Annotated in this window: 16 protein-coding genes; 6 read left to right on the top strand and 10 right to left on the bottom strand. The window is 36.4% G+C overall.

Annotation, left to right across the window (positions count from 1 at the left end; genetic code table 11):
• Positions 1-385: 385 nt before the first annotated feature.
• Complete coding sequence (locus ACM9HF_RS07775; RefSeq protein ID WP_473616868.1) at positions 386-682, bottom strand: SemiSWEET transporter; 297 nt, start codon at positions 680-682, stop codon at positions 386-388.
• 158 nt (positions 683-840) lie between these two features.
• On the opposite strand from ACM9HF_RS07775, the gene ACM9HF_RS07770 reads away from it, so the two are divergent.
• Positions 841-1,671 (top strand): helix-turn-helix transcriptional regulator, encoded by an 831-nt coding sequence (locus ACM9HF_RS07770; protein ID WP_473616865.1) that lies wholly within the window; start codon positions 841-843, stop codon positions 1,669-1,671.
• A 21-nt stretch (positions 1,672-1,692) separates the two neighbouring features.
• Here ACM9HF_RS07770 and ACM9HF_RS07765 read toward each other — a convergent pair whose 3' ends face one another.
• The 4 genes from ACM9HF_RS07765 to ACM9HF_RS07750 form a co-directional block, all read right to left on the bottom strand.
• The gene (locus tag ACM9HF_RS07765) at positions 1,693-2,850 is read right to left on the bottom strand and encodes an ROK family transcriptional regulator (protein WP_473616862.1); all 1,158 of its coding nucleotides are present in this window, start codon (positions 2,848-2,850) and stop codon (positions 1,693-1,695) included.
• A gap of 171 nt (positions 2,851-3,021) precedes the next feature.
• On the bottom strand, positions 3,022-4,197 hold the full coding sequence (locus tag ACM9HF_RS07760; RefSeq protein ID WP_473616858.1) for an AGE family epimerase/isomerase: 1,176 nt from the start codon (positions 4,195-4,197) through the stop codon (positions 3,022-3,024).
• 15 nt (positions 4,198-4,212) lie between these two features.
• The gene (locus tag ACM9HF_RS07755) at positions 4,213-5,205 is read right to left on the bottom strand and encodes a carbohydrate kinase family protein (RefSeq protein WP_473616854.1); all 993 of its coding nucleotides are present in this window, start codon (positions 5,203-5,205) and stop codon (positions 4,213-4,215) included.
• Positions 5,206-5,226: 21 nt separating this feature from the next.
• Positions 5,227-6,495 (bottom strand): MGH1-like glycoside hydrolase domain-containing protein, encoded by a 1,269-nt coding sequence (locus ACM9HF_RS07750; RefSeq protein WP_473616851.1) that lies wholly within the window; start codon positions 6,493-6,495, stop codon positions 5,227-5,229.
• A 292-nt stretch (positions 6,496-6,787) separates the two neighbouring features.
• Between ACM9HF_RS07750 and ACM9HF_RS07745 the strand changes: the two genes are divergently transcribed.
• The 3 genes from ACM9HF_RS07745 (at position 6,788) to ACM9HF_RS07735 (ending at position 12,341) form a co-directional block, all read left to right on the top strand.
• Positions 6,788-9,268: a TonB-dependent receptor domain-containing protein gene (locus tag ACM9HF_RS07745; RefSeq protein WP_473616848.1), complete on the top strand. Its 2,481-nt coding sequence runs from the start codon at positions 6,788-6,790 to the stop codon at positions 9,266-9,268.
• A gap of 169 nt (positions 9,269-9,437) precedes the next feature.
• Entirely contained in the window at positions 9,438-11,018 is a 1,581-nt protein-coding gene (locus tag ACM9HF_RS07740; RefSeq protein ID WP_473616845.1) for a sodium:solute symporter family protein, read from the top strand.
• 54 nt (positions 11,019-11,072) lie between these two features.
• On the top strand, positions 11,073-12,341 hold the full coding sequence (locus tag ACM9HF_RS07735; protein ID WP_473616842.1) for a glycerate kinase type-2 family protein: 1,269 nt from the start codon (positions 11,073-11,075) through the stop codon (positions 12,339-12,341).
• A 214-nt stretch (positions 12,342-12,555) separates the two neighbouring features.
• Here ACM9HF_RS07735 and ACM9HF_RS07730 read toward each other — a convergent pair whose 3' ends face one another.
• Together ACM9HF_RS07730 and ACM9HF_RS07725 are read right to left on the bottom strand one after the other, a co-directional pair.
• Positions 12,556-13,656, bottom strand: coding sequence for an NHL repeat-containing protein (locus ACM9HF_RS07730; protein ID WP_473616839.1), 1,101 nt, complete (start codon positions 13,654-13,656; stop codon positions 12,556-12,558).
• 247 nt (positions 13,657-13,903) lie between these two features.
• Positions 13,904-14,671 carry a phytanoyl-CoA dioxygenase family protein gene (locus ACM9HF_RS07725; protein WP_473616835.1) on the bottom strand — a complete coding sequence of 256 codons (768 nt, stop codon included), beginning with the start codon at positions 14,669-14,671 and terminating at the stop codon, positions 13,904-13,906.
• 136 nt (positions 14,672-14,807) lie between these two features.
• Between ACM9HF_RS07725 and ACM9HF_RS07720 the strand changes: the two genes are divergently transcribed.
• The gene (locus ACM9HF_RS07720) at positions 14,808-15,617 is read left to right on the top strand and encodes a helix-turn-helix domain-containing protein (protein ID WP_473616832.1); all 810 of its coding nucleotides are present in this window, start codon (positions 14,808-14,810) and stop codon (positions 15,615-15,617) included.
• A gap of 178 nt (positions 15,618-15,795) precedes the next feature.
• Here ACM9HF_RS07720 and ACM9HF_RS07715 read toward each other — a convergent pair whose 3' ends face one another.
• The 3 genes from ACM9HF_RS07715 to ACM9HF_RS07705 all read right to left on the bottom strand — a co-directional run bounded on the left by ACM9HF_RS07715 (position 15,796) and on the right by ACM9HF_RS07705 (position 19,914).
• The gene (locus tag ACM9HF_RS07715) at positions 15,796-16,797 is read right to left on the bottom strand and encodes a LacI family DNA-binding transcriptional regulator (RefSeq protein WP_473616829.1); all 1,002 of its coding nucleotides are present in this window, start codon (positions 16,795-16,797) and stop codon (positions 15,796-15,798) included.
• Positions 16,798-16,970: 173 nt separating this feature from the next.
• Positions 16,971-18,497: an MFS transporter gene (locus ACM9HF_RS07710; protein WP_473616826.1), complete on the bottom strand. Its 1,527-nt coding sequence runs from the start codon at positions 18,495-18,497 to the stop codon at positions 16,971-16,973.
• A gap of 88 nt (positions 18,498-18,585) precedes the next feature.
• The gene (locus ACM9HF_RS07705) at positions 18,586-19,914 is read right to left on the bottom strand and encodes a GH1 family beta-glucosidase (RefSeq protein ID WP_473616822.1); all 1,329 of its coding nucleotides are present in this window, start codon (positions 19,912-19,914) and stop codon (positions 18,586-18,588) included.
• Positions 19,915-20,263: 349 nt separating this feature from the next.
• Here ACM9HF_RS07705 and ACM9HF_RS07700 point away from each other — a divergent pair, with 349 nt between their 5' ends.
• The gene (locus ACM9HF_RS07700; protein ID WP_473616819.1) at positions 20,264-22,837 is read left to right on the top strand and encodes a glycoside hydrolase family 3 protein; all 2,574 of its coding nucleotides are present in this window, start codon (positions 20,264-20,266) and stop codon (positions 22,835-22,837) included.
• Positions 22,838-22,848 lie beyond the last annotated feature (11 nt).

Here is a 22,848-nt window from a genome sequence, read left to right as displayed (position 1 = left end):
AGTACTATTAAATCTCAGCTCGGTTTAATAAATGTTTTCTAGTAACTATTTTGCTAACTTCATCGTTAAATTTATTTGCAATAGACCCGCTACGGACGCGAAATTTTTTTGAAGTAAGAAAAATTATCAAGTTAGATCATCAGTTGAAAGAATATTACGTATTTCAATTTATTAAAAAATTTTAAACCGCGTTAGGTTATTTATTCCTAATTATTAAAAACTATAGTATCTATTTTTTAATTTGCACAAAAAATGAATAACTTAAATTTAGTGGGGGAGTTTTTTAGTTTTGTGACTTGTACGTGATGAATAGAAAATGAATAGTATGGTTAGAAGGGGTTAATTAAGGTAATAAACATAAGGTTATTACCTTAATCTGTGATCATTATATAGATTCAGTCAAGGGCTCTGTATGACGTTTAACCTGTAAATCGTTATATACTTTTATTGATAATATTATAGAAGATAAAATAAAAGTGATCATGTTAGCAACTATCATGGCACTGTCTTCTTTAATTATTCCATATACTAACCAAAAACCAACACCTACCGTAAAAATACTATACATAGCTAAAGACAACGATGCAGTATCACGTGTTTTTATCACTTGTATTGCTTGAGGAAGAAAAGAAAATGTTGTTAAAAATGCTGATGTAAATCCTAAGATTTCAATGTTGGTCATAAGTGACTCCTCAAATAAAAATATATCTTACTAAGTAAAAACTTGTTAGTGGGTTAACTAACTACTGATGCTATTTTAATATGTAATGGATTATTGTTTTATGGGGGAATCTATCTTATATTTATCCAAAACTATCATTGTTCGAAAAAGGAGCATGTATGGCCGAATGGTTAGATGTATTAGAAATTGGCCCAGAATGCAATGAACGCTTTGTTGAGTGTAATAAAGTGCCTGAGTTAGACAAGCTTGAAATTAAGTTGTGTGGCGTTTCATTTTTATCAGGTAAGTATTGTGTGGGTAGGGCAGATCCTATGTGCCATACCATCTTTTATGTTGTTGATGGTTCATTAGAGCTACACACTGAAAAAGGTCAACAAACCATTGATAAAGGCCATTTAGTTACGCTTCCTGCTCATAAACCTTTTTTAATAGAGTTACAGTGTGAAAGTTTTTCGATGGTATGGTTTGATTTAAACGATTGCTTACATTGGAGAACGTTATGTGAGAATAGACCTTCGGTCGCATTGTGTGAAAGCGGTAGGCAAATTTTTCATATATTAAGTTTTATTTATTACGAACGTTCCAGTATTTTACGACAGCCTTCAGTTAAACAGCTTGAATACTATTTAGACGAAACCTTATGTGCAGAGTCTTTAGGTGCATCTGATCATCAAAAACTTGCTCAACTTATACGAGATATTGAAAAAAAACTTCATTTCAATTGGACTGTTGAAGATATGGGGAAGATTATTCATTACTCATCGCCACATTTATATCGACTATTTCAAAAACATTTTACGAGGAGTCCTATCCAGCATTTGATCTTTTTACGTATGGAGCGGGCAAAGTATTTATTAAAAAATACCACGTGGTCAATTGAACAAATAGCGGAACAAGTGGGTTACAAAGATGTTTTTAATTTTTCAAAACGTTTCAAAAAATCAATTGGTTTGCCCCCAGGATTATTTAGGAAAACTGATCTTATTTAACCCGAATGCGGGTTGTTTAACTTAAAAACACCAATCACGTAATGGGAGTGTTGCAGCACCTACAGCTACAGGGTTAGTAACAACTTCGGCACATACAATTTTAGGTTGCGGTCTTTTTTCTCCGCGACGAAACTGAGCATAAACATCAATGCGGGGAATTATTTTTTCAGCGAGTTGTTTCGGGATATGCCCACCAATAATAATGGCTTGAGTATCTAATAGGGCAGAGCTACAGGTTGCAACTAGATCAAACGAGTCTTGTACTTTATATATCCATTCATCTACACCTGGCCATTGGGGATCGTAAGTTTCGTTTAAGCTATAAATAGACGGCATCTCAATGCCATTTTTAAGTAAAATACGGCGAAATAGTTCTAAGTTAGGGTGGCTATAGAGTTTAGGAGGCAGCATGTCACCTATCTCTCCAGCATTACCATATGTGCCTTTTAGTATATCGAGATTGTTAATTAACCCACCACCAAAAGCCGAAGAAATAAATAAGTAAACAAAGTTTTTATATTCTTTGCCTTTTCCTACAATACCTTCTCCTGCAGCAGCGCCTGTACCATCGTTCACTACCCATGTAGGTAGGTTAAAAGTATCTGCTACTATTTTGGCTATGTTAATTTGCGCCCATTCTTCTAATGCATGGTGAGTGTTCATTTTTCCATCCATAGAACTAAAAAATCCTGATATTCCTACGCCCATACCTAATATGCGTTCATACGGAATTTCATACTTTAACGATAATTCATCAATTAATAGACTCACGTTTTTTAATACGTGTTTTATACTCATGTCTTCCATTTCTATTAATTGTGTACCTACCACTTCACCTTTAAAGTTCATCACGGTAATGGCTATTGCATTTAATAAAATAGAAAGACCAAAGGTATATGCGTAATTAGGATTAGGTTCTAAGTTCGTACCTGGTTTACCGCGAGATGAAGAGCTGATGGTATCAGTTTGATTTAATGCGCCTAGATCAATAAGAGATTTAACCATACGAGACATGGTTTGTTGTGGTATTTTAGTCACTTCTGCTATTTGGCTTTGGGTGACATTTTTATTCCAAAAAACGTGCTTTAATATTGCACGCTCATTATGTTGAAAAAGCTTATCTCCTTTGCCTAGAGTAAAGCCAGACCTAAGTAAACCTTTATCATTGTACGCTAGCATTCAAGTAACCAAAATTTATATTATGTAACAGGCAGTTATTAAAACATCTTTTTTAGAATAAGTTAAAACCTTTGGTGGTTTGTTTTGTTTAATCAGATATTGTTATCTACTGAATTATTAATATGCGTGCTTTAGGTAACACGCATATTGAGATAACAAGTATTTTTAACATTAGGGTGTTATTGTTCTTAATACTTCTAAACAAGCGCCTAACGTGTGGTAGTCGCATTTTGCACCAGCGCTACTTTTTTCATCAGACATTTTTTTATTATCACGCGTTAACACTCTAAACCATGCGCCATAGGTATGATCGATCATGTGATCCCAGCTATATTGCCACAGTTTATTGTAATGAGTTAAATAGATTTCTTCACCTGTTGCTTTATGTAACATGGCGGCAGCGGCAAAGCTTTCTGCTTGTACCCAAAAGTATTTGTCGTCGTCGCACCAATTTCCTTGAGGATCAAAACCGTAAATAAGTCCGCCGTGAGTTTCATCCCATGCAACATCCATCGCTTTATCGAATAATACTTTTGCTGTGTCAACTAACCAAGCAGTCGGTTTGTGACGGTTAAGCATTAATAATAGCTTTGTCCATTCGGTTTGATGACCTGGCTGAAATCCCCAAGGACGATATAAGTTTTTAGGATCATTTTTGTTGTATTCCCAATCAGGAGAAAAGTCGGTTTTATAATGCTCCCAAATTAAACCATTGGTATAACTTGCTTGACGTTGAGCTATATTTTCAGCAATGAGAAAAGCTCTGTCTAAAAATAAATTATTATGGGTTGCTTCATAAGCGGCAATCATAGCTTCACATAAATGCATATTGGCATTTTGGCCACGATAGTCATTCAGCTCTCCATGCATGTTAATTTCATCGGCGTATAAACCAAATTCAGGTTGCCAAAAGCGTTGCTCTAATAACTGATAAGTTTTTAATAATGGCTCATCGGTTGTTATAATATTGGCTTTTTTAGCAGCGGCATAGGCTAATAAAACAAATGCGTAACCATAGGCTTGTTGTGTCATATCAAGAGGCTGATGATTTTCTAAAGTCCATGCATAGGTTTGGCTTTTTTCTTGCCAATGTATTTGTTCTAGGTAATCAAGACCATGCTTTGCAATCGTAAAGTATTCTGGTTTATTAAAGGCTATTCCTGCCATAGCATAGTTAACAATAATACGTGTACTACTGACTAATTGGCGAAAACCCCCATTAAAAACTTCGCCATTATCATAAAAATTTTGATAATAACCGCCAGTTTGATCAACAACACTATTGTCATAAAAATCAAGAATAGATTGGCTATGTTGTGTTAAAAATTCAGAGCTATAAAAATTCATATTCGGCCTTTTTATTTACGATTTATTATCGAATGAGTTTAATTGCCAACTTGAAGATACATCATCAAATATTGGGAGTGCTGGGAATGCGCCGGGTTTAGTAACGGCATGCGCACCACAAGCTGCTGCAAAGTTGATTAAAGGAATGATTGAGTTTACTGAAGTTAGATGTTGTTTAGTTGAGCTTGTTTGGCTAATTTTGTTTAAACCAAATAAAAAGCCGCCAATAAAGGCATCCCCACCTGCGGTAGTATCTACAGCATTTACACATGGTGGATTAACCGTTCCAGCACAAGTACTACTATAGTAATGAATGGTATCAGGGCCATCAGTTACAAGCACCAGCATTACACCTTGGGTGATTAATTTGTTGATATAAGCTTTTTGCTTTCCTTGGGCGAGGAAATCTAATTCGTCTTTTGAGTATTTTAATACATGAGCCTGTTCAGCTAAGGCATTAACACGTTCAATGTTTACCGATTCATTTAGCCATAAATTATGGCGTAAATTAACATCGAAACTAATGGTTAGTCCTTTTGTTTTCGCCATAGTTACTGCAAATTGTGTGGTTTCGGTAATATCTGCATTGGTTAACGTATTACTACAAAAATGAAAGATAGAAGAGTGAGTAAACCAGTTTTCATCTACTTGAGAAGGTTTAAACAATAAGTCAGCTGTAGCTTCTCTGAAAAAGGTAAAACTTCTATCACCTTCTTCATCGAGTGTAACAAACGCAAGTGCTGTTTTTGCAGTGGGGTGACGGCTCATTAATCGAGTGTCTACTTGATAACAAGTAAGTGCTTGCTCTAAAAAATCACCGAAACTGTCTTTACCTACTTGTCCTGCAAATAAAGATGTTCCACCTAACCTTGCTATGGCTACAGCAACATTTGCTGGCGCGCCGCCGGGGTATTGTCGAAACTCATTTAACCATAAAGGCTTTTCTTCAAATCGATTAGTATTTAAAAAATCGATAAGGGCTTCACCAAAACAAATGACTGATTTCATTAGTCTATCTCTCTTTATACTTTATAAAAACCAATGTAATGCGATTGCTGCAGTCCACGAAAAATCGTCACCGCCACAGCCTACACCTGTTTTACTATTGAAATATTCGAAGTAACCAAACTCTACTAATAGCTCTTCTGATTCTGCTTTTAATTGTGCGCTTTCTTCGGTTAAGCCATAGCTGTCAGCGCCTAATGCGATCATCCAGTTAATATGTAACCATACTGGACCGCGCCAATATCTTTGTGGCTCAAACGCTTCACATTTAGCATAGGTTGAAGACATACAATATTTAGTTTCGTTTAACCAGTCATTTAATAAAGGCTTCAGAACATTCATTTGTTCGGTTGAAGCAAGTTCAGCATAAATAACGAGCATGGTTCCGGTGGTTAACACAGGAGATAATTTTTGAGTGATAACATCTTTATTCAAGAAGCTGTTATGTTCATTGCTCCAAAGGGTATTAATCCCTTTTTCTGTTAATGCCAATTGCTCATTAAACCAAGTCACTTCTTGCTCGTTTGAGTTTGATTTTTTACAAAGAGAAATAAGATCTTTAGTGGCTTTGTGTAGTATTGTAATGATACCTAAGTCATTGACTTTATATGGACAATTTTTATAAATGATTTCACTGTCAAAGTTTGATTCTTTGAAAAAATCAACAAGGTAAAGGTAGCGGTCATACTGTTCTGCATGAGGTCGTTCGTCTGAATCAACATGATCGAGATCTTTACGTTTATAGGTATAGTTTACCGGAGGTACGGCAGCTAAACTTTCATCCCAAGCTGGGCTGTTATCCATACCCGATTCCCATGGATGATAGCTCACAACAAGGCCTGTGTTTTCGGGATCTCGGTCGTTGTACCACCATTGATGATAGGCAATAAGTTTAGGTAACATTTCAGCTAACTTGCTTTCAGCTAGGGCTTTGTCAGTTGCTTGCTCAACCATAATTTTAACTATACTAACAAGTACAGGAGGTTGTGATATTGCCGTTGTTGGGATCTCATTTTTAACCCCCCAAACATCTGGTCCTGGGAAATAGGTATCTACAGGCTTATGAAAAATAATATGTGGCACCATGCCATTATCCCATTGACCTTTTAATAGCATTTCTATTTCTAGCCATGCACGGCTTTCATCAAATTTCATCCATCCTAAGGCGGTAATAGCGGCATCCCAATTCCACTGAAAGGGATATAAGTCATGTGTAGGCACTGTGTAACCGTCTACATCGTTCCGTTTTAAAATATTTTTTGCTTGCTCTATTAATGCATTTTTATCTGTCATTTTTATACTCTCTCTAAATATAAATAACTCGTTATGGGTATTAAATCATTAAATCGAACTCGATATCAAGATAAATAAAACCTATTTTGGGTTGAAATGAAAAAAACTATATGTTTTACTGTAGTGAGTAATTAGTAAACAAGCAAAAAATAGGTTAACTAAAATCTAAGATAGAATTTATCGTGAAATGAACTATATTAAATTGAGTTAACTGCAAACATTTTGTTTATTAATAACTGGACATGAATTTTAAAACAATTAAATATCAACATGTTATACGGGGAAGTAAGAAATGAAATTAAATATATTATCTAAAGTTATTATGGTTGCTTTAGCTACATCATCTACATTTACGTGGGCTGCAGAAGAAGTGTCTGCAGACAAGAAAAAAGCAGCAGAAAATACTGAAGTTATTCTTGTAACAGGTTCAAGCGTACAGCGTACTGAAGCTGATACTCCAGCAAAAACTACATGGTTTAGTAATGAAGATATGGCTCGTAAAGGTTTTAGTAGCCAAGCTGATATGCTAATGAGTGTTCCGGGAATAAAAGTTGAAGGCGGTGGTGGTGAAGTTGCAACTAACGCTTTTGTTCGAGGCTTACCTTCTGGCGGGCAATTTCAATTTACACCTTTAAATTTTGATGGTATGCCAACATTTCAGTCTGGACTAACATCTTCAGCACAAGATGTTTATTATCGTGCAGATATAGGTATCGAACGTGTTGAATTTGTTGGCGGTGGTGTCTCTAACTTATTTGGACCTGGCTCTGTAGTTGGTATTATTAACTATATTTCTAAAACGGGATCAGATGATCCAGAAAGTACCGTTCAAGTAGAAATTGCAGAAGATGGTCGTTTAAGAACCGATTTTTATACTAGCGGACCATTATCAAGCCAAGATAATCTATATTATGCTATGTCTGGATATTATAGATACGACGAAGGGCCATTAGATTCAGGCTTACCTACCAAAGGTTATCAATTACGCGGTAACATTCTTAAAGAATTTGATGATGGTTTTTTCAAAATATCAGGTCAAATGATCGATGATCAAGTACAGTTTTTCTTACCATTACCTCTTGATGGAGAGAGCAGAGAAAGGTTAACAGGTAATGATGGTGGTACCGTTTATGTAGGTCAAACAGTTTCTGCTGCTGAGTTATCTTATCCAACAGCAGATGGTACTTATGAATCACCTATTAGAAATGGTGTTTCTACAATTGGTGGCTCAATTGCTATTGAGTTTGAAAAAGACTTAAATGATAGCTGGACATTAAATGCTAAAGCAAAAGGAGCTGATTATGACCATCAATTTAACCTCTTTTTAGATGGTGATGGTATTGCTAATTCTCCAGAGCCGTTAGCAGGTTATGCCGATAATGCAGCTCATGGTTTTGATGTGAATGGTGATGGTACTAAACAATCTTTAACAGATTTATATGGTACACCTAGCTATACATGGTCTGAAACAGGCAAAGCTGTACCTAATGATACGTTATTATTTGGTAATAGGTTATTAGATCGCCAACGTGATGGTAGTTTTTTCAGTACTGAATTTAACCTTACTGGTACTTTAGAAGGCGGTGGGTTTGAGCATACGTTAAATATAGGTACGTTTTTTATTCATGCTGAACAAATGGATTATAATATAACTTCAAGTTATTTAGCTGATTTTAGTGATGGTAAAAATGCTCGTTTAGTTGATCTATCATTTACAGATGGTGCAGGAAATGTAGTTCAATATTCTAAAAATGGTGTTGTTGGGCCAGGAATTGGTTATACCAATAAGCAACTTACTAATACCCGTACTGCATTATATATTACCGATCAAATGGAAAATGATGATTGGGCGTTTGACGTGGGTATGAGGATTGAACGTTCTGAAGGAACTCAAAAATCAGAAGGCAGTACAAGTGTTGTTGTAAATGATGACCCAAGTTTAGCACCAAATTTACAAGTTAATACTACTGGTAATGGGCAGTTTTTATACGGTGAAGTTAGTACTACAGAAGCTGCATTTTCAGTAGCCGCTTTATATAAATTAGATGATGACATTAACCTTTATGGTAATGCTTCAAAAGGGTATTTCTTCCCGCAATTAAGAAGTATTCAATTTAATGAAAATGGTGAGCCGCAAAGTTACGAGGGTGAAGATATTACCTTAGCAACTTTAGGTATTAAGTATTTTCCTGATGATTTATATATTGATGCATCAATATTTATGGCGAATTTAGATAATCGACGTGGCGTTACGTTTGAAAATGGCCTTAATGGTGAGATTGTTGAAACAGTAACAACGCTATCAACTGAAACAACGGGTGTTGAAGTTATTGCTCGATGGAATATTTCTGATGAGTTTATTATTGATGGTAACTTAACTTATCAAGATGCTCAATTTGCAGAAGGAAATAACGACGGTAAAGAACCAAGTAGACAGCCAGATTTATCAGGTAATATTGGCTTTGCATATAATAACGGCGCAGTTGATGCTCGTATAGCATTTAGCTATTTTGGCGAAGCTTTTGCTAACGACAGTAATAGTGTTGTATTAGACAGTCATACTATTTCAACACTAGAATTAGGTTATACATGGGAGCTTATGAATGAACAACAAATCCGTTTAGGTTTAGGGGTTTGGAATTTATTTGATAGTGAAGGTATTTCTGAAGGGTCTCCACGACAAGGTAATAGTCAAGTAAATGGTGGTGAATTCTTCGTTGGCCGTCCTGTGTTACCTCGTAGAGTTAGTATTACAGCAAGATATGACTTTTAATCAATATTAAGTTATACCAATAAAAGGCAATACCAATAAAAGTATTGCCTTTTTCATAAAGTTATACGTTATGTAAAAAATACCCGATGTAATTTACACAGCGTAAAAGCATATAACTATATTTTATTCTTGCTTAAATCACTAAATTTGGGCTAAGGCTGTTACTTCAATGAATATTCTTGATTATGGCATTATTGCTGTTTATCTTTTCCTACTTGTTTATATGGGATTCAAACTTAGGGGACAATCAACTAAATCTGATTATTTCTTAGGTGGTAGAACACTAGGCTGGAAGCCTCTAACGTTGTCAGTAATGGCAACACAACTTTCGGCGATTAGTTTTGTATCTGCACCTGCGTTTGTTGGACTTCGAGAAGGTGGTGGAATGCAGTGGTTGTCTTACGAATTAGCTGTTCCACTAGCTATGATTTTGGTTTTATCTACTGTATTACCCGTTTTGTATCGTTCGGGGGTTGTTAGTATTTACGACTATCTAGAGCAACGGTTTGGGCGTTCTTCCCGATTGGTTATCAGTTTTGTTTTTCAATTTAGCCGTGCTTTTTCTACCGGTATCATGATTTATGCTGTGTCACTTATTCTTATTGCTACTATGGGCATAACATTATGGCAGTCTATTGTATTGGTAGGTGTTATCACTCTGTTATATTCACTTCAGGGTGGAATGAAAGCCGTTGTATATGGTGATGCGATTCAAATGATTATTATCGTATTAGGTACGGTTGCTTGTATCTATTTTGGCTTAAGTCATCTCGGTGGTATTAGTAGTTTATTGGAAAACGTAGATCAATCTCGTTTACAGGCGATTAATTTCTCATCCTATGGTGTGGAAGGTGATGGCTTTGGTTTTTTACCTATGGTATTCGGCGGTATCGTTTTGTATGCCTCTTATTACGGTTGTGACCAAACTCAAACCCAACGTGCACTTTCGGCAAAAGATCCCAGCCAACTTAAAAAAATGATGATGGCGAATGGCTTTTTACGCTTTCCTGTTACTTTACTTTATTGTTTTTCAGGCTTAATTATTGGTACGTTAGCTTTAACTGATGCAAGTTTTGCTGAGTTAATACCGCAAGATAAAAGCGATATGATGATGCCTGTGTTTATTATTAACTATCTTCCTCATGGCATGATAGGTATTTTAATTGTGGCTATTTTAGCTGCGGCAATGTCGTCATTAAGTTCAACTATTAATTCATTATCAGCGGTTACGGTAGAGGATTATTGTCGTATTTCTGGTAAGAAGCCTGACGATGAAACGTATATGAAATACGCGAAATATACGTCGATTATATGGGGAGTGGTTACTTTAACACTTTCTCTGTATGCAGGTGATATCGCCGCAACCGTGATTGAAGCTATAAATAAAGTGGGCTCTGTTTTTTATGGACCTATTTTAGCCATTTTCTTATTGGCTGTTTTTGATAAACGTTTATGTGCTTTACAGATTAATATTGGACTTCTTTCGGGGGTAGCATTTAATATTTTCCTCTGGTTATGCGTGCCTGAATTGTTTTGGTTTTGGTGGAACTTGGTTGGGTTAATTGTGACTTGTGTTGTTGCATATGGAATTTTACTTTTTAATAAAACAGAGCGTATGGCTTATAACCCATCATTAACTTCTTTAGCTGATACTCCTGCTATTTTAACAAAAAAAGATATCGTTATTTTAGTGGCTTACTTTTTTGTGATGATCGCTATTTGTTTATCAATCCCGCTGTTATTTAGTTAGCTTTTAACAGAGGATCGAAAGGTCCTTTGTTTTTTATTTTATGTGTGTAATACAATGAAAACTAAAAAATTCTTACAAAATTTATTTGAAATCGCAGTAAACGAAAGTCTACCGTCGGTATGTATGCCAAAACATCTTGAAAATATAGATGCCAGTAACGGTTTATGTGTAATAGGAGCAGGAAAAGCCGCTGTGGATATGGCTAATACTATGCACGAGTTCTTTGGAGAAAAATGTTATGGAACGGTTGTTACTCGCCATGGCTATACCAATAACTCAAGTATTGGTCGTATTAAAATATTAACGGCAGGTCATCCTATTCCTGATGAAGGGAGTATTAACGCAGGTAAAGAAATTTTAGCTTTAGCTCAGAGCGTACCTAAAGATGTACCAGTCGTTTTTTTAATTTCAGGCGGAGGTTCTGCTTTACTTTCATTACCTATTGAAGGTGTTAGTTTTGCAGAAAAAATGCAATTAAATAAGTTTTTATTAGGCTCTGGAGCTTCTATTGACGAAATTAATTGTGTGCGCAAACAACTGTCTCAAATAAAAGGTGGCAAGCTAGCTCAAGCCATTAAAGGCGAGTTTTATACCTTAATTATTTCTGACGTAGTAGGCGATGATCCTGCAACTATAGCTTCGGGTCCTACGGTCAAAGATTCTACTACAGGTGAACAAGCTCTTAGTGTATTAAGGAAATACCATTGGGAGCCTATTGCTTCAGTCGAAAAGGCGCTGCTTGCTGAACCCGCTAAAGAAAGCATTTCTGATCAGTCAATATCTCCAGAGCTTATTAAAAATTTTACTATTATGGCTAATGCTCGACAGTCTATTGATAAAGCGATTGCGAGTGTTGATTTGTCGAAATGGAAAATTAAAGTTCTTAATTATGATGAAGTGGGTGATGCGAATAAAGTCGCCGCAGAACATGCAAAAATCGCTTTAGAAGCGCAAACGTTGAATGAACCCACATTGTTTTTTTCAGGTGGAGAGCTTACGGTTACTTTAGATAAAGAATCTGGGGATGGCGGACCTAATCAACAATACATGCTTGCGTTAGCTAAAGAATTAAAGGGTGCTAAAGGAATATCAGCGTTAGCGTGTGATACAGACGGCGTTGACGGAAATAAAGATGTTGCTGGTGCTTTTATTGATGAAGCTACGTTAGAACGAGCACAAGAGAAAGGGTTGTCGCTTGAGTATTATTTAATGAAGAATGATAGTTTTCATTTTTTTGAAGCGCTGAATGATTTAATTATTACAGGCCCAACACATACCAATGTGAATGACTTTAGAGTTATTATGGTTGAGCCTAGGCAGTAATTTCTAGTTATCTACTGTTAATATAAATCTCACATTTGGGAGCGTTATGTTAAATCATCATAACTGCCCCAAATGTTGTTTACTTTTTTATTGTAAAGATCAACAGCATTTAATTAACCTGAACTCGGTTTAAGAGATGCTTAACAAATTGAAATATAAAAAATAGCTGCTAGAGAAGCATTTATTAAGCGAGTTCAGGTTAAATCATTATGAATTATATTTTTTCTAGTTTAATCGGATATGTATGATTTGCCTTCCACTGACTAACATATAAGTTTCCATCATCATCTACACACACTCCATGGCAATGATGAAATATATCCTTGGTGCTTTTCATTGGCTGTAGTTCGCCGTTTATATATATTGGCTTTTCACCACCAATATTAGCTATTACTTGATTATTTTTATCAAAAATAGAAATAAACCCTGAATTATCAGTTTTTTTACCGTCAACATCAGACCAACAAACGGGGGCATAAAAATATTCACCTTTGAAAACAGGACCTCCAATCCATGCTCCTGGTACAGAAATAGTTTTACGATATTCACCATTTAATGAAAATAATTTTAATGCTCGTTCAGCTCTAGAGCTAACCACTAGGTGGGGATCTAATGGATTTCGTAAATCGATATTGATTCCATGTGTATTTGATAAGTTTAAGTGAGTATCTGTATTATCGTGACCACCCCAATGGTGAATATATCGCCCCTGACTATCGTATTGTATAAGGTAATCGGAGCCGTATCCGTCAGTAATATATATGTCCCCATTAGGGGCTATTGCTATATCAGTTGGCTTAAACGGCATGTCTGGTGTATATATTCCAATAGTTTGCGGGTGACCAATAGTGAATATTATATCGCCTTGCATATTTAATTTGGCAATGAAGCCTGATTGGCCAATAACTTTGTTGTAAGGGGAGTCAGGCTTGCCAGTTGTTACTCCATCCCAGTTTCTATTTAACTTCCAGCCGCTATCAACAATATACATAAAATCTTCAGAATTTTCGTGAACAATTTTTATGGCATGCGCGCCAGGGAATTCGGTACCAAAATGCTCGAGTAACTCTCCATTTTTGTTGTAAATAATAAAATTGTTTTGAATATTATCAGTCACCATAATAACTCGGTCTTTTGAATCTAGGGTGATGTCGTGACAATTTTCCACAGGTATTTTTGCTGGATCAAGTTTTCCCCAATTGGTGTTTATTCGATATTTAAATTTGCCTTCACCAACTATCATACCGTGTGGGTTAATTATTGATTCAGATGTAAGGTTATGTGGAGGGGTAATAGCATTTTTTATTGTTGACATTATTAATCACTTGAAAGCTTAAATGTTGAAGATAACCCTATCGCAATCAATATAAGTTAGATGCTAGAGGTTTTTGAACTTTTGGGTATGAATTTTGTTTAAACAAACCTGTAAGGTAATGCTAGCTTGGTATAAAGGCCAAACTAGCGGTTGTAAAAACATACCGTAAAGGTCAACTGGCTCTGGTAATTTTGATTAAAATAGCACTATCTTCAACGAAAAATTAAAGAGTTTTTATGAAGTTGCTTTACAGTTTGTAGCCTGCTTCATCTCGAGAAATATGATGGTTCCATCCTTGCAGCACCAGTCGTTCGTTGGGGTGGTTGTTCTCTGGTTCAACATGATCAGCTCCATTATAAAGTTGACAAAGAACAGTTTTACGTACTTTATTCGAGCGATTGGGCATGGAGCCATGTAATGTGAAGTAGTGGAAAAAAACGACGTCACCAGGTTCGGCTTCAATCACTTGAGCATTTTTAATAGGATATTGATCCAGAATCTTATTAGGCTGACGGCCATTCGATCCTTCGATCCTTCCCAGTTTATGGGAGCCAGGATAAACTCTTAAGCAACCCATCTCATCAGTAGCATTGCTCACATGTATAATGCCTGCGATCATGGTGTCTTTGACTGTAGGGAAATATGACCAGTCTTGATGCATTGGGAAAGGAGAACCATTTTCAGATGGTTTTTGAAACAGCTTAGAGTGATGCAATATAATATCATTTCCTAATATTTGCTCAGCGACATGTAAGAATTTTGAGTGTAAGAATGCATCGAGCCAGTTGCGTGAATACTTTTGTACATTATGAGTATGCAAGATGGTATCGTTTTTAGACGCTATACGTCTGGTTTCTGTTCCGTTCCATGTAGCGTCGATGTTTTCATTACTGTTATTTAGTTGTGTAACAATTTGTTCAAAATCTTTCTCAAGTACACTAACTTCAGCTGCGTTGAATAAACCTTTAGCATGGTAAAAGCCATTTTCGGCAAACTGAGTGGCGATATCTGACATTTTAGTTTTCCTTAAATTTGGTTTTGTTTAGTTATATTGGTTATATTGCTTTTAAGTGTACAATATCAGAGAATAACCCCGTATTATTTGCGTTTTACATGTATATCATTGCGTTTTTCTATATAAGGAATATCTGTTGATTAATAATCCGCCTCCATTAATTCCTCTCTTAGCACCTGATGAGCGAGGTCGTATATGGCGACGTAGCACTAGACGATTATTTGATCCTGCCCCTAGACGTATTCCAGAATTAAATATTTTTATTGGTCTGACTGGGCAGATACAGTATTTTATCAATGGTGAATTGATTGTTTTAGGTCGAGGTACTTTGCTTTTAGCGCGGGCGGCAGATGCACATTTTTTGGTAAAAGAGGATGATGACGCTGATATGATTGTTGCAGCAATTTCACCATCGTTATTAATGTCTCCTCCCTTACACCCAGAGGAATATGGAGACTCTTCTCATATACCACGACGTTTATCTGAAGTAGCTTTAGATGAATTGGTATCTTTGTCGGATATATTAATTAATACTCATGATGCGGATGCACTAAATATTGGGCTAGGTTGGTGGTTGTATCGTATGCATCAGCATTGGAAGCAAGCTCAGCATACTACAACTTTAACTGCACACCCTGCAGTTGCAAGAGCATTAAGGCTAATGCGAAATGATCTAACATTAACTATTGCACAAGTAGCGGATCAAGCTGGGGCGAGTAATACTCATTTAGGTCAAGTGTTTAAGCGTGAAGTAGGGGTAACAATGACGGCTTATAGGACTCAATTACGGCTCAATGCGATTGAAGCCGCTATTAGATCTAAACCAAATTTATCGCTGTTGAATGCTGCATTAGATGTAGGCTTTGGGGATTATTCTTCGTTTTATCGAGCTTATGTAGGTGTAAATGGGAAGCCTCCATGTAAGCTAAAACATCCTGTGAGATAAGATAAATGATCAATTGGTTATTGTGATTGGTCGCAATAACAGATCTTGCGTTCAACGTCATGCGTTACATTCATGTAGGAGTCAGGTTAAATTGAATAAGGCTTGATAAAAATATATTTTTGACAATGAACTGCTCAGATGCCGTGCACTGAAGGGGGATACATCACTTTAATGAGTGTTATTTATATTTAATAACAGACTTACGCATAATAACTTTAGGTTCAAAGATATTTTGAATCTCAATATTTTTCTGGTTATACACGGTTTTAAGGACTAACTTAGCCGCCATCTTTCCCATCTCGTTTACGGGATTATCAATGGTGGTTAATTTAGGATATAAATAGTTAGCAAAAATAACATTATCAAAGCCCATTATTGATAAGTCTTCAGGGAGTTCATAACCATGCTCTCGTGCATATTTCATGGCACCTGATGCCATTTCATCGTTGGCGCAAACTAAAGCTGAAAATGATCGTTTATTATCAATAAAGTGTTTTAATCCTGCGCTTCCGCCTGTTTCTTTGTAGTCGCCCACAAAAAATAGGTTTTCATCAAAAGTTATATTTTTTTCAGCTAATGCTTTTTTATGGCCAATAAGACGATTAACAGAGTCGGCTTTATATTGGTGACCTGTAATGTACGCAATCTCGGTGTGACCTTGCGCTAAAACGGCTTGAGTTGCTAAATAACCACCTAAGCGGTTATCTATACTAATGCAGTGATCTTTTAGTTCATTTACGTAACGGCTCATTAAATAAACAGGTACTTTACCTTTACTTAATTCGATTAAGAACTCATCTGAAACAGCCTCAACATGCAAAACAAGTGCATCGCAATTTCTACTGAGTAAAAATTCTATACCGTCTTTTTCTTTTTCTTCTTCACTGTGACCGGTGGTAATAATAACGTGTTTACCTGCAGCTCTTAATTCAGATTCTACCCCTGCCATCATATGACCAAAAATAGGGCCGTGCAGTTCAGCGACAAGGATACCAACGCTGTTTGAGCGATTGGATGCAAGAGATTGAGCGATAGAGTTAGGTCGATAGCCTAATTCATTCATGGCATTCTCAACTTTCTCACGTGTTTTATCACTAACGCGGGTATTTTTATTTAAAACACGAGATACGGTTGCTAATGATACACCTGCAAGTTCAGAAACTTGGTAAATAGTTGCCATGATTATCCATTGTTATTATTAACCCCTGTTCGGGGTAAACTATTTTTATACAATAATGTTATTTAAGTGTCTATTTTACGTTAGGTGACATGTTAAAAATAGGTTATAAATTAATTTTTATATTTTATCATGATTCTTCTTAAAGAGGTCAGTAGACTAAAAAGTTTATCTCTTTAGTTTTCTACTCTACGTTGCATTAGATCAGAACCAATTAATGCATTTTGCTGACTTGTTAATGGATATAAAACCATAAGTCCTGCAGCAATAAAAGCAAAACTGGCGGGGATCCAACTCATTAATAATTGCATGCCAGGTAAAGACTGATCAATTGTTGATGCATCCATACCGTTATAGCCGTAACTCGCCAGTACAACTAATACTAACGCTCCGGCAAAACCACCACCTGTTTTTTGTACAAAAGTACCCGCGGAATAAATTAATCCAGTGGCTCTTCTTTTGTTTTTCCATTCAGAGTAATCGGCTGAATCACCTAGCATAGTAAAAAATAACGTTGGCATCATAGCGGCGAAAAATTCAGCGGAACAACCTAAAACAAAAATAGCGGTAACATTGCCTTGTGGTACCCAATAAAAAGCGCCTGTTAAAAGGCCGCTCAGTATGAGTGAGATAATAAATACCTTCTTTTTACCCAGCCATTTAGATAAGTGTTCTGTGGCTAAAGCACCTAAAATAGAAACAATAAGCAAAGCAACAAAGTACTGACCTGCCATAAGTTCGTCACCTACATGGTATTTAAAATAGTAGGCGATTACACCGTATTTTATGCCATTAAACATCATAGTTAAGAATCCCATACCAAGAAGAATTAACCAAGGTTTGTTGGTTAACAAATCAACCATGTCGCGCTGAGTTCCTGTCATGTTTTCAGGTGTGTTTTTGACGAGTTTTTTGATAAAAATAGCCATAGCTGTCATTACAACAACGAAGAATATACCGCTGTATATTTCGCGATAGTAAAAAAATAAGGTCATTGATAATAAGGGTAAAATAATAAAAGGTAGGTTTTTGGTTAAATCCCAAAGCTCTGTTTTTAAATTAGAGTTTGGATCAACCGGAGCTTCTACGCGCTCTTTTGTTGTTGCAAATGTAATCACCATTAAAGCAATAAGTAACGATGCAAATACGTACATAGTATATTGATAGCCTTGAGCATCGTTGCCATTACCAAAGTAAGCGACTAAATCAGGCAGAAATCCCATCACTAAAAGGCCTCCTAAAAATGCTCCAGCAAATCTGAAGCCCGATAAGCTTGTTCTTTCTGTATCGCTGTCTGTCATCACACCCATCAAGGCAGAGTAGGGCACGTTGTTTAATGTGTAAGCTAAGGTTAAACCTATGTAGGTAAAGTAGGCATAAACTAGTTTGCCATTATCGCTAAAGTTCGGTGTGGTAAAACATAGCACCATAAATAAGCCAAGAACGGGAGTAGACCATAAAATCCAAGGTCTAAATTTACCCCAACGCGTGTTTGTTCTGTCGGCGATCATGCCCATTACAATATCCGTAACTCCGTCAGATAATCTAACCACTAAAAATAGCATGGCGGCGGCGGCGGCGGTGATTCCAAACGTGTCGGTATAAAATACGGCTAAGTAAGCTAACGCTCCACGCCACACTAAATTAGCAGCAGCATCTCCCATGGCGTAACCGACTTTTTCATAGAATGGCAGTTTGGTCATATTGATTATCTTATTATTGTTAGTTTATGGTAAACGATGAATATTAACTTCATCGTATCTGATTACGGATAATAATTTAACTTTTTAACTATCTATTAGATATCAAATATTTAAAGGCATGTCCGCTAGCTTTAATGGTTCTTTTTTGTGTTTCATAGTCAACATGAACAATACCAAAGCGTTTTAAGTAACCTTCTGCCCATTCAAAATTATCCATTAAACTCCAAGCAAAATAACCGTCAATGGTGATACCATTTTTAATTGCTTGATCTACCACGGTTAAATGTTGTTGGTAATAGTTAACTCTATCAAAATCATTTACTTGGCCGTTTTCCATTATATCAGCCATAGCAGCACCGTTTTCGGTGATGTAAACAGGTGGCAGTTTATAGGTTTCATTAAGTGATGTAAGTAGTTTGTTGAGTGCTTGTGGATATACTTCCCAACCAATATCAGTTCTAGGTGATGGTGGAGCTAATTGAATAAAATGTTCAGTGTCGTCAGCTTTGTATATAGCACGCGTATAAAAATTAATACCCAAGAAATCAATTGGATGAGAAATTATCTCCATGTCTCCGGCTAATATTTCTGGACGATTTTCTTCAGGTAATTCGTGTAATATTTCCGGATATTCACCATCAAATATTGGCTTTGCGTACCATTGATTAAAGTAGTCGTCAGCGAACTGAGTCACTTTAATATCTTCTTCTTTTTCGCTAGCGGGATAGCAAGGCGTAAAATTAAGTACAATGCCGTTAAGAGCATGAGGGCAGTTTTTGTTGAGTTTTTCCATAGCTAAACCATGGCCTAATAATAAATGATGTGCTGCTTTTCTTCCGTTCCCTTGCCCCATTTTACCCGGGGCATGTACGCCAATTTCATAGCCTAAATAGGCACTACAAAAGGGTTCGTTTAGGGTCGCAAAAGAGTGAACCTTATGGCCGATAGCTTGTGTTATTTTATCTGTATAGTCAGCAAATTCGAAAGCTGTTTCACGGTTTAGCCAACCGCCATTATCTTCAAGGTGTTGCGGTAAATCCCAATGATATAGCGTTACAAACGCTTTGATGTTTTTTTGCTTTAAGCGTTCTAAAATATTCAGGTAATAATTAACACCTTCTTGATTTAATTCCCCATTTTTATGCATAACTCTGGGCCAAGAAATTGAAAATCGGTATGCATCTACACCTAAAGATTCAATTAAATCTAAATCATCTTCCCATAAATTATAATGATCGCAAGCGGTTGCACCATTAGAGCCGTCAGCTACTTTATTTGGGGTTGCACAGAATGTGTCCCAAATACAGGGCAATCTTGAATCGATACCTCCTTCTATTTGAAATGAAGCTGTTGCTACACCAAAGGTAAACGAAGGTGTAAGCATTTTAGAATTTACGGGTAAAGATAGTTTTCTCATTTTACGTCCAAGAAATAGTAGAAGAATTTAGTTCTGTAATTTTTATTGAATATTAGTGATTCAATATTTTAACGATTTATCAAAATTGCTATTATTTAAAATACCACTATGAAAGCGCTTACATTTAGGTTAGTGTTTTATACCTAAAAGGTCAATAAGTTTTATTTAATACGCTATCTACAAATTATTTACTATTTGTTTGAGTTTGAAGTAAGTCTTTATTTTTCTTTTTATTTATAACGATTAATAACTGTTTTTTAAAGAAAATATTTATATGGCGCTTGTTCGTCTATTTATATAAATAGGCGAATAAACACAATAATATTTTCTAAATATTCTGGGTTTCTTTATGAAAAAATATAATTCAACATTAGCGTTAAGTTTTACCTTATTATTCCTTATTCAGGGGTGTAATAGCGTTGAACATAACAAAATTGAAGAGCAATCATCAAAGCAGATTAAAGGTGCGCTTGAACAGAATAACAATCAGCTTTGGCCAAAATTAGCATACGAAGTGAAAACCGATCCTGAATTAGAGCGTAAAGTAAAAGCTTTAGTGGATAGTATGACGTTAGAGCAAAAAGTTGCTCAGATGATACAACCTGAAATTAGAGATATTACCGTTGACGATATGCGTAAATATGGCTTTGGTTCGTATTTAAATGGCGGCGGCTCTTTCCCAAATGGTAACAAACATTCAACACCAAATGATTGGATAAAGCTTGCAGAGGATATGTATCAAGCGTCAGTAGATGACAGTTTAGATGGTATTAATATTCCAACCATGTGGGGGACTGATGCTGTACACGGCCATAACAATGTTATTGGCGCTACTTTGTTTCCACATAATATTGGTTTAGGTGCTGCTAATAACCCTGATTTAATCGAAAAAATTGCTGCAATCACAGCTAAAGAAGTTATGGTAACGGGCATTGATTGGGTGTTTGCACCAACAGTTGCTGTAGTACGTGATGATCGTTGGGGAAGAACTTACGAAGGTTATTCTGAAGATCCTGACATAGTGAAAACATATGCTGCGTCTATCGTTAAAGGTTTGCAAGGCCATGCGGATAAAGACTTTCTAGGAGATAATCGGGTTATTAGTACCGTTAAACATTTTTTAGGTGATGGCGGAACCGTTGGCGGAGATGATCAAGGTGATAATATTGATTCAGAAGAAGATCTTTTCAAACTTCACGCGCAAGGTTATATGGGGGGATTATCTGCTGGGTCTCAGTCTGTGATGGCTTCTTTTAATAGTTGGCACGGTGAAAAAAATCATGGCAGCAAGTATTTATTGAATGATGTTTTAAAAGAAAAAATGGGCTTCGACGGCTTTGTTGTGGGTGACTGGAATGGCCACGGACAAGTCAAAGGTTGCTCAAATGAAAGTTGTGCTCAAGCTGTAAATGCAGGGTTAGATATATTTATGGTACCTACTTCTGCATGGAAGCCTTTGCTTGAAAATACGATTGCTCAAGTTAAAGCAGGTGAAATTCTAGTTTCTCGTGTTGACGATGCGGTTAGCCGTATTTTACGCGTTAAATTAAGAGCAGGCTTATTTGATAAACCTAGCCCAGCTAATAGAGCATTGTCTGGAAAAACAGAGTTAATAGGTGCGAAAGAGCATAGAGCGGTAGCTCGAGATGCTGTGCGTCAGTCTTTAGTGTTGTTAAAAAATAAAAATAATATTTTACCCCTTTCTCCTAAGCAACATATTTTAGTGGCAGGAGACGGAGCCAATAATATTACCAAACAATCAGGTGGTTGGACGGTAACTTGGCAAGGTACACAAAATACCAATGCTGAGTTCCCAGGCGGAACTTCTATTTATCAAGGAATTGCAGAGCAAGTAAAAGCAGCGGGGGGCACAACTACATTAAGTATTGATGGGCAATATTCACAAAAACCCGATGTTGCAGTTGTTGTTTTTGGAGAAGATCCTTATGCAGAAGGCCATGGAGATAGAGCAAATCTTGAGTTTCAGTTAGGTGAAAAACAAGACTTAGCCTTACTGAAGTCATTTCAATCAAAGGGAATACCTGTTGTTGCGTTATTTATTAGTGGCAGACCTATGTGGGTAAATGCAGAAATAAACGCCTCAGACGCTTTTGTCGCTATTTGGTTACCGGGCTCAGAAGGGCAAGGGGTTGCTGATGTTATATTAAAGTCAACAGACGATAATATTCAATATGACTTTACTGGGAAGCTTTCATTTTCTTGGCCTAAATTACCTAATCAAACAGCCGTTAATAGGCATGATGCTATTTATGATCCGTTACTACCCTATGGCTTTGGTTTGAGCTACGGCGATAAAAATGTGTTAGCTGATCATTTAAATGAAACGTTTGAGTGGAACACTTCAGAAACGATTACTCGAGGAATATACACCGGAACAATGCACAAACCTTGGTTGTTGTGGTTATTGTCTGGTAATAAGCAAGTTGAAGTGAATGCAAATTCACATACGTTAGAGGGATTAAAATACCGAACGATAGATCGTATTGTTCAAGAAGATGCGATGCAAATTGAATTAGATGGAACGCTACAGGCAGGTATTATGATTGCGAGTAAAAGTAGCTTCAGGGAAGATTTTCGACCTGATTTAGCTCAAGGTTCTGCACTTAAATTTATGGTGAGAACTACAGGTAAAATTACGCAAGGGTTAGCTTTGTCTATGGAGTGCGAAGGTGAGGGCAGCTGTGGTGCGTCTATGGATATTAATGAGGCATTAAATCAATTAACGCCGAATACATGGGAAACCGTATCAATTGATTTAGCTTGCTTTAGTAAAGCTGGTATGAAAATGGGCGATTTAGTGGTTCCATTTAAGTTAATGCCTCAAGGTAAAGTATCGTTAGGTTTAGCTAATATAAGGATTGAACCCGTTAAGACAAATGCTTTAACAATAAGTTGCCGTTAGTTTTTAGTAAA

It is taken from the genome of Colwellia sp. RE-S-Sl-9, assembly GCF_048296855.1.
GTDB lineage: Bacteria > Pseudomonadota > Gammaproteobacteria > Enterobacterales > Alteromonadaceae > Pseudocolwellia.
This window is presented reverse-complemented; position numbering and strand designations above follow the sequence as displayed.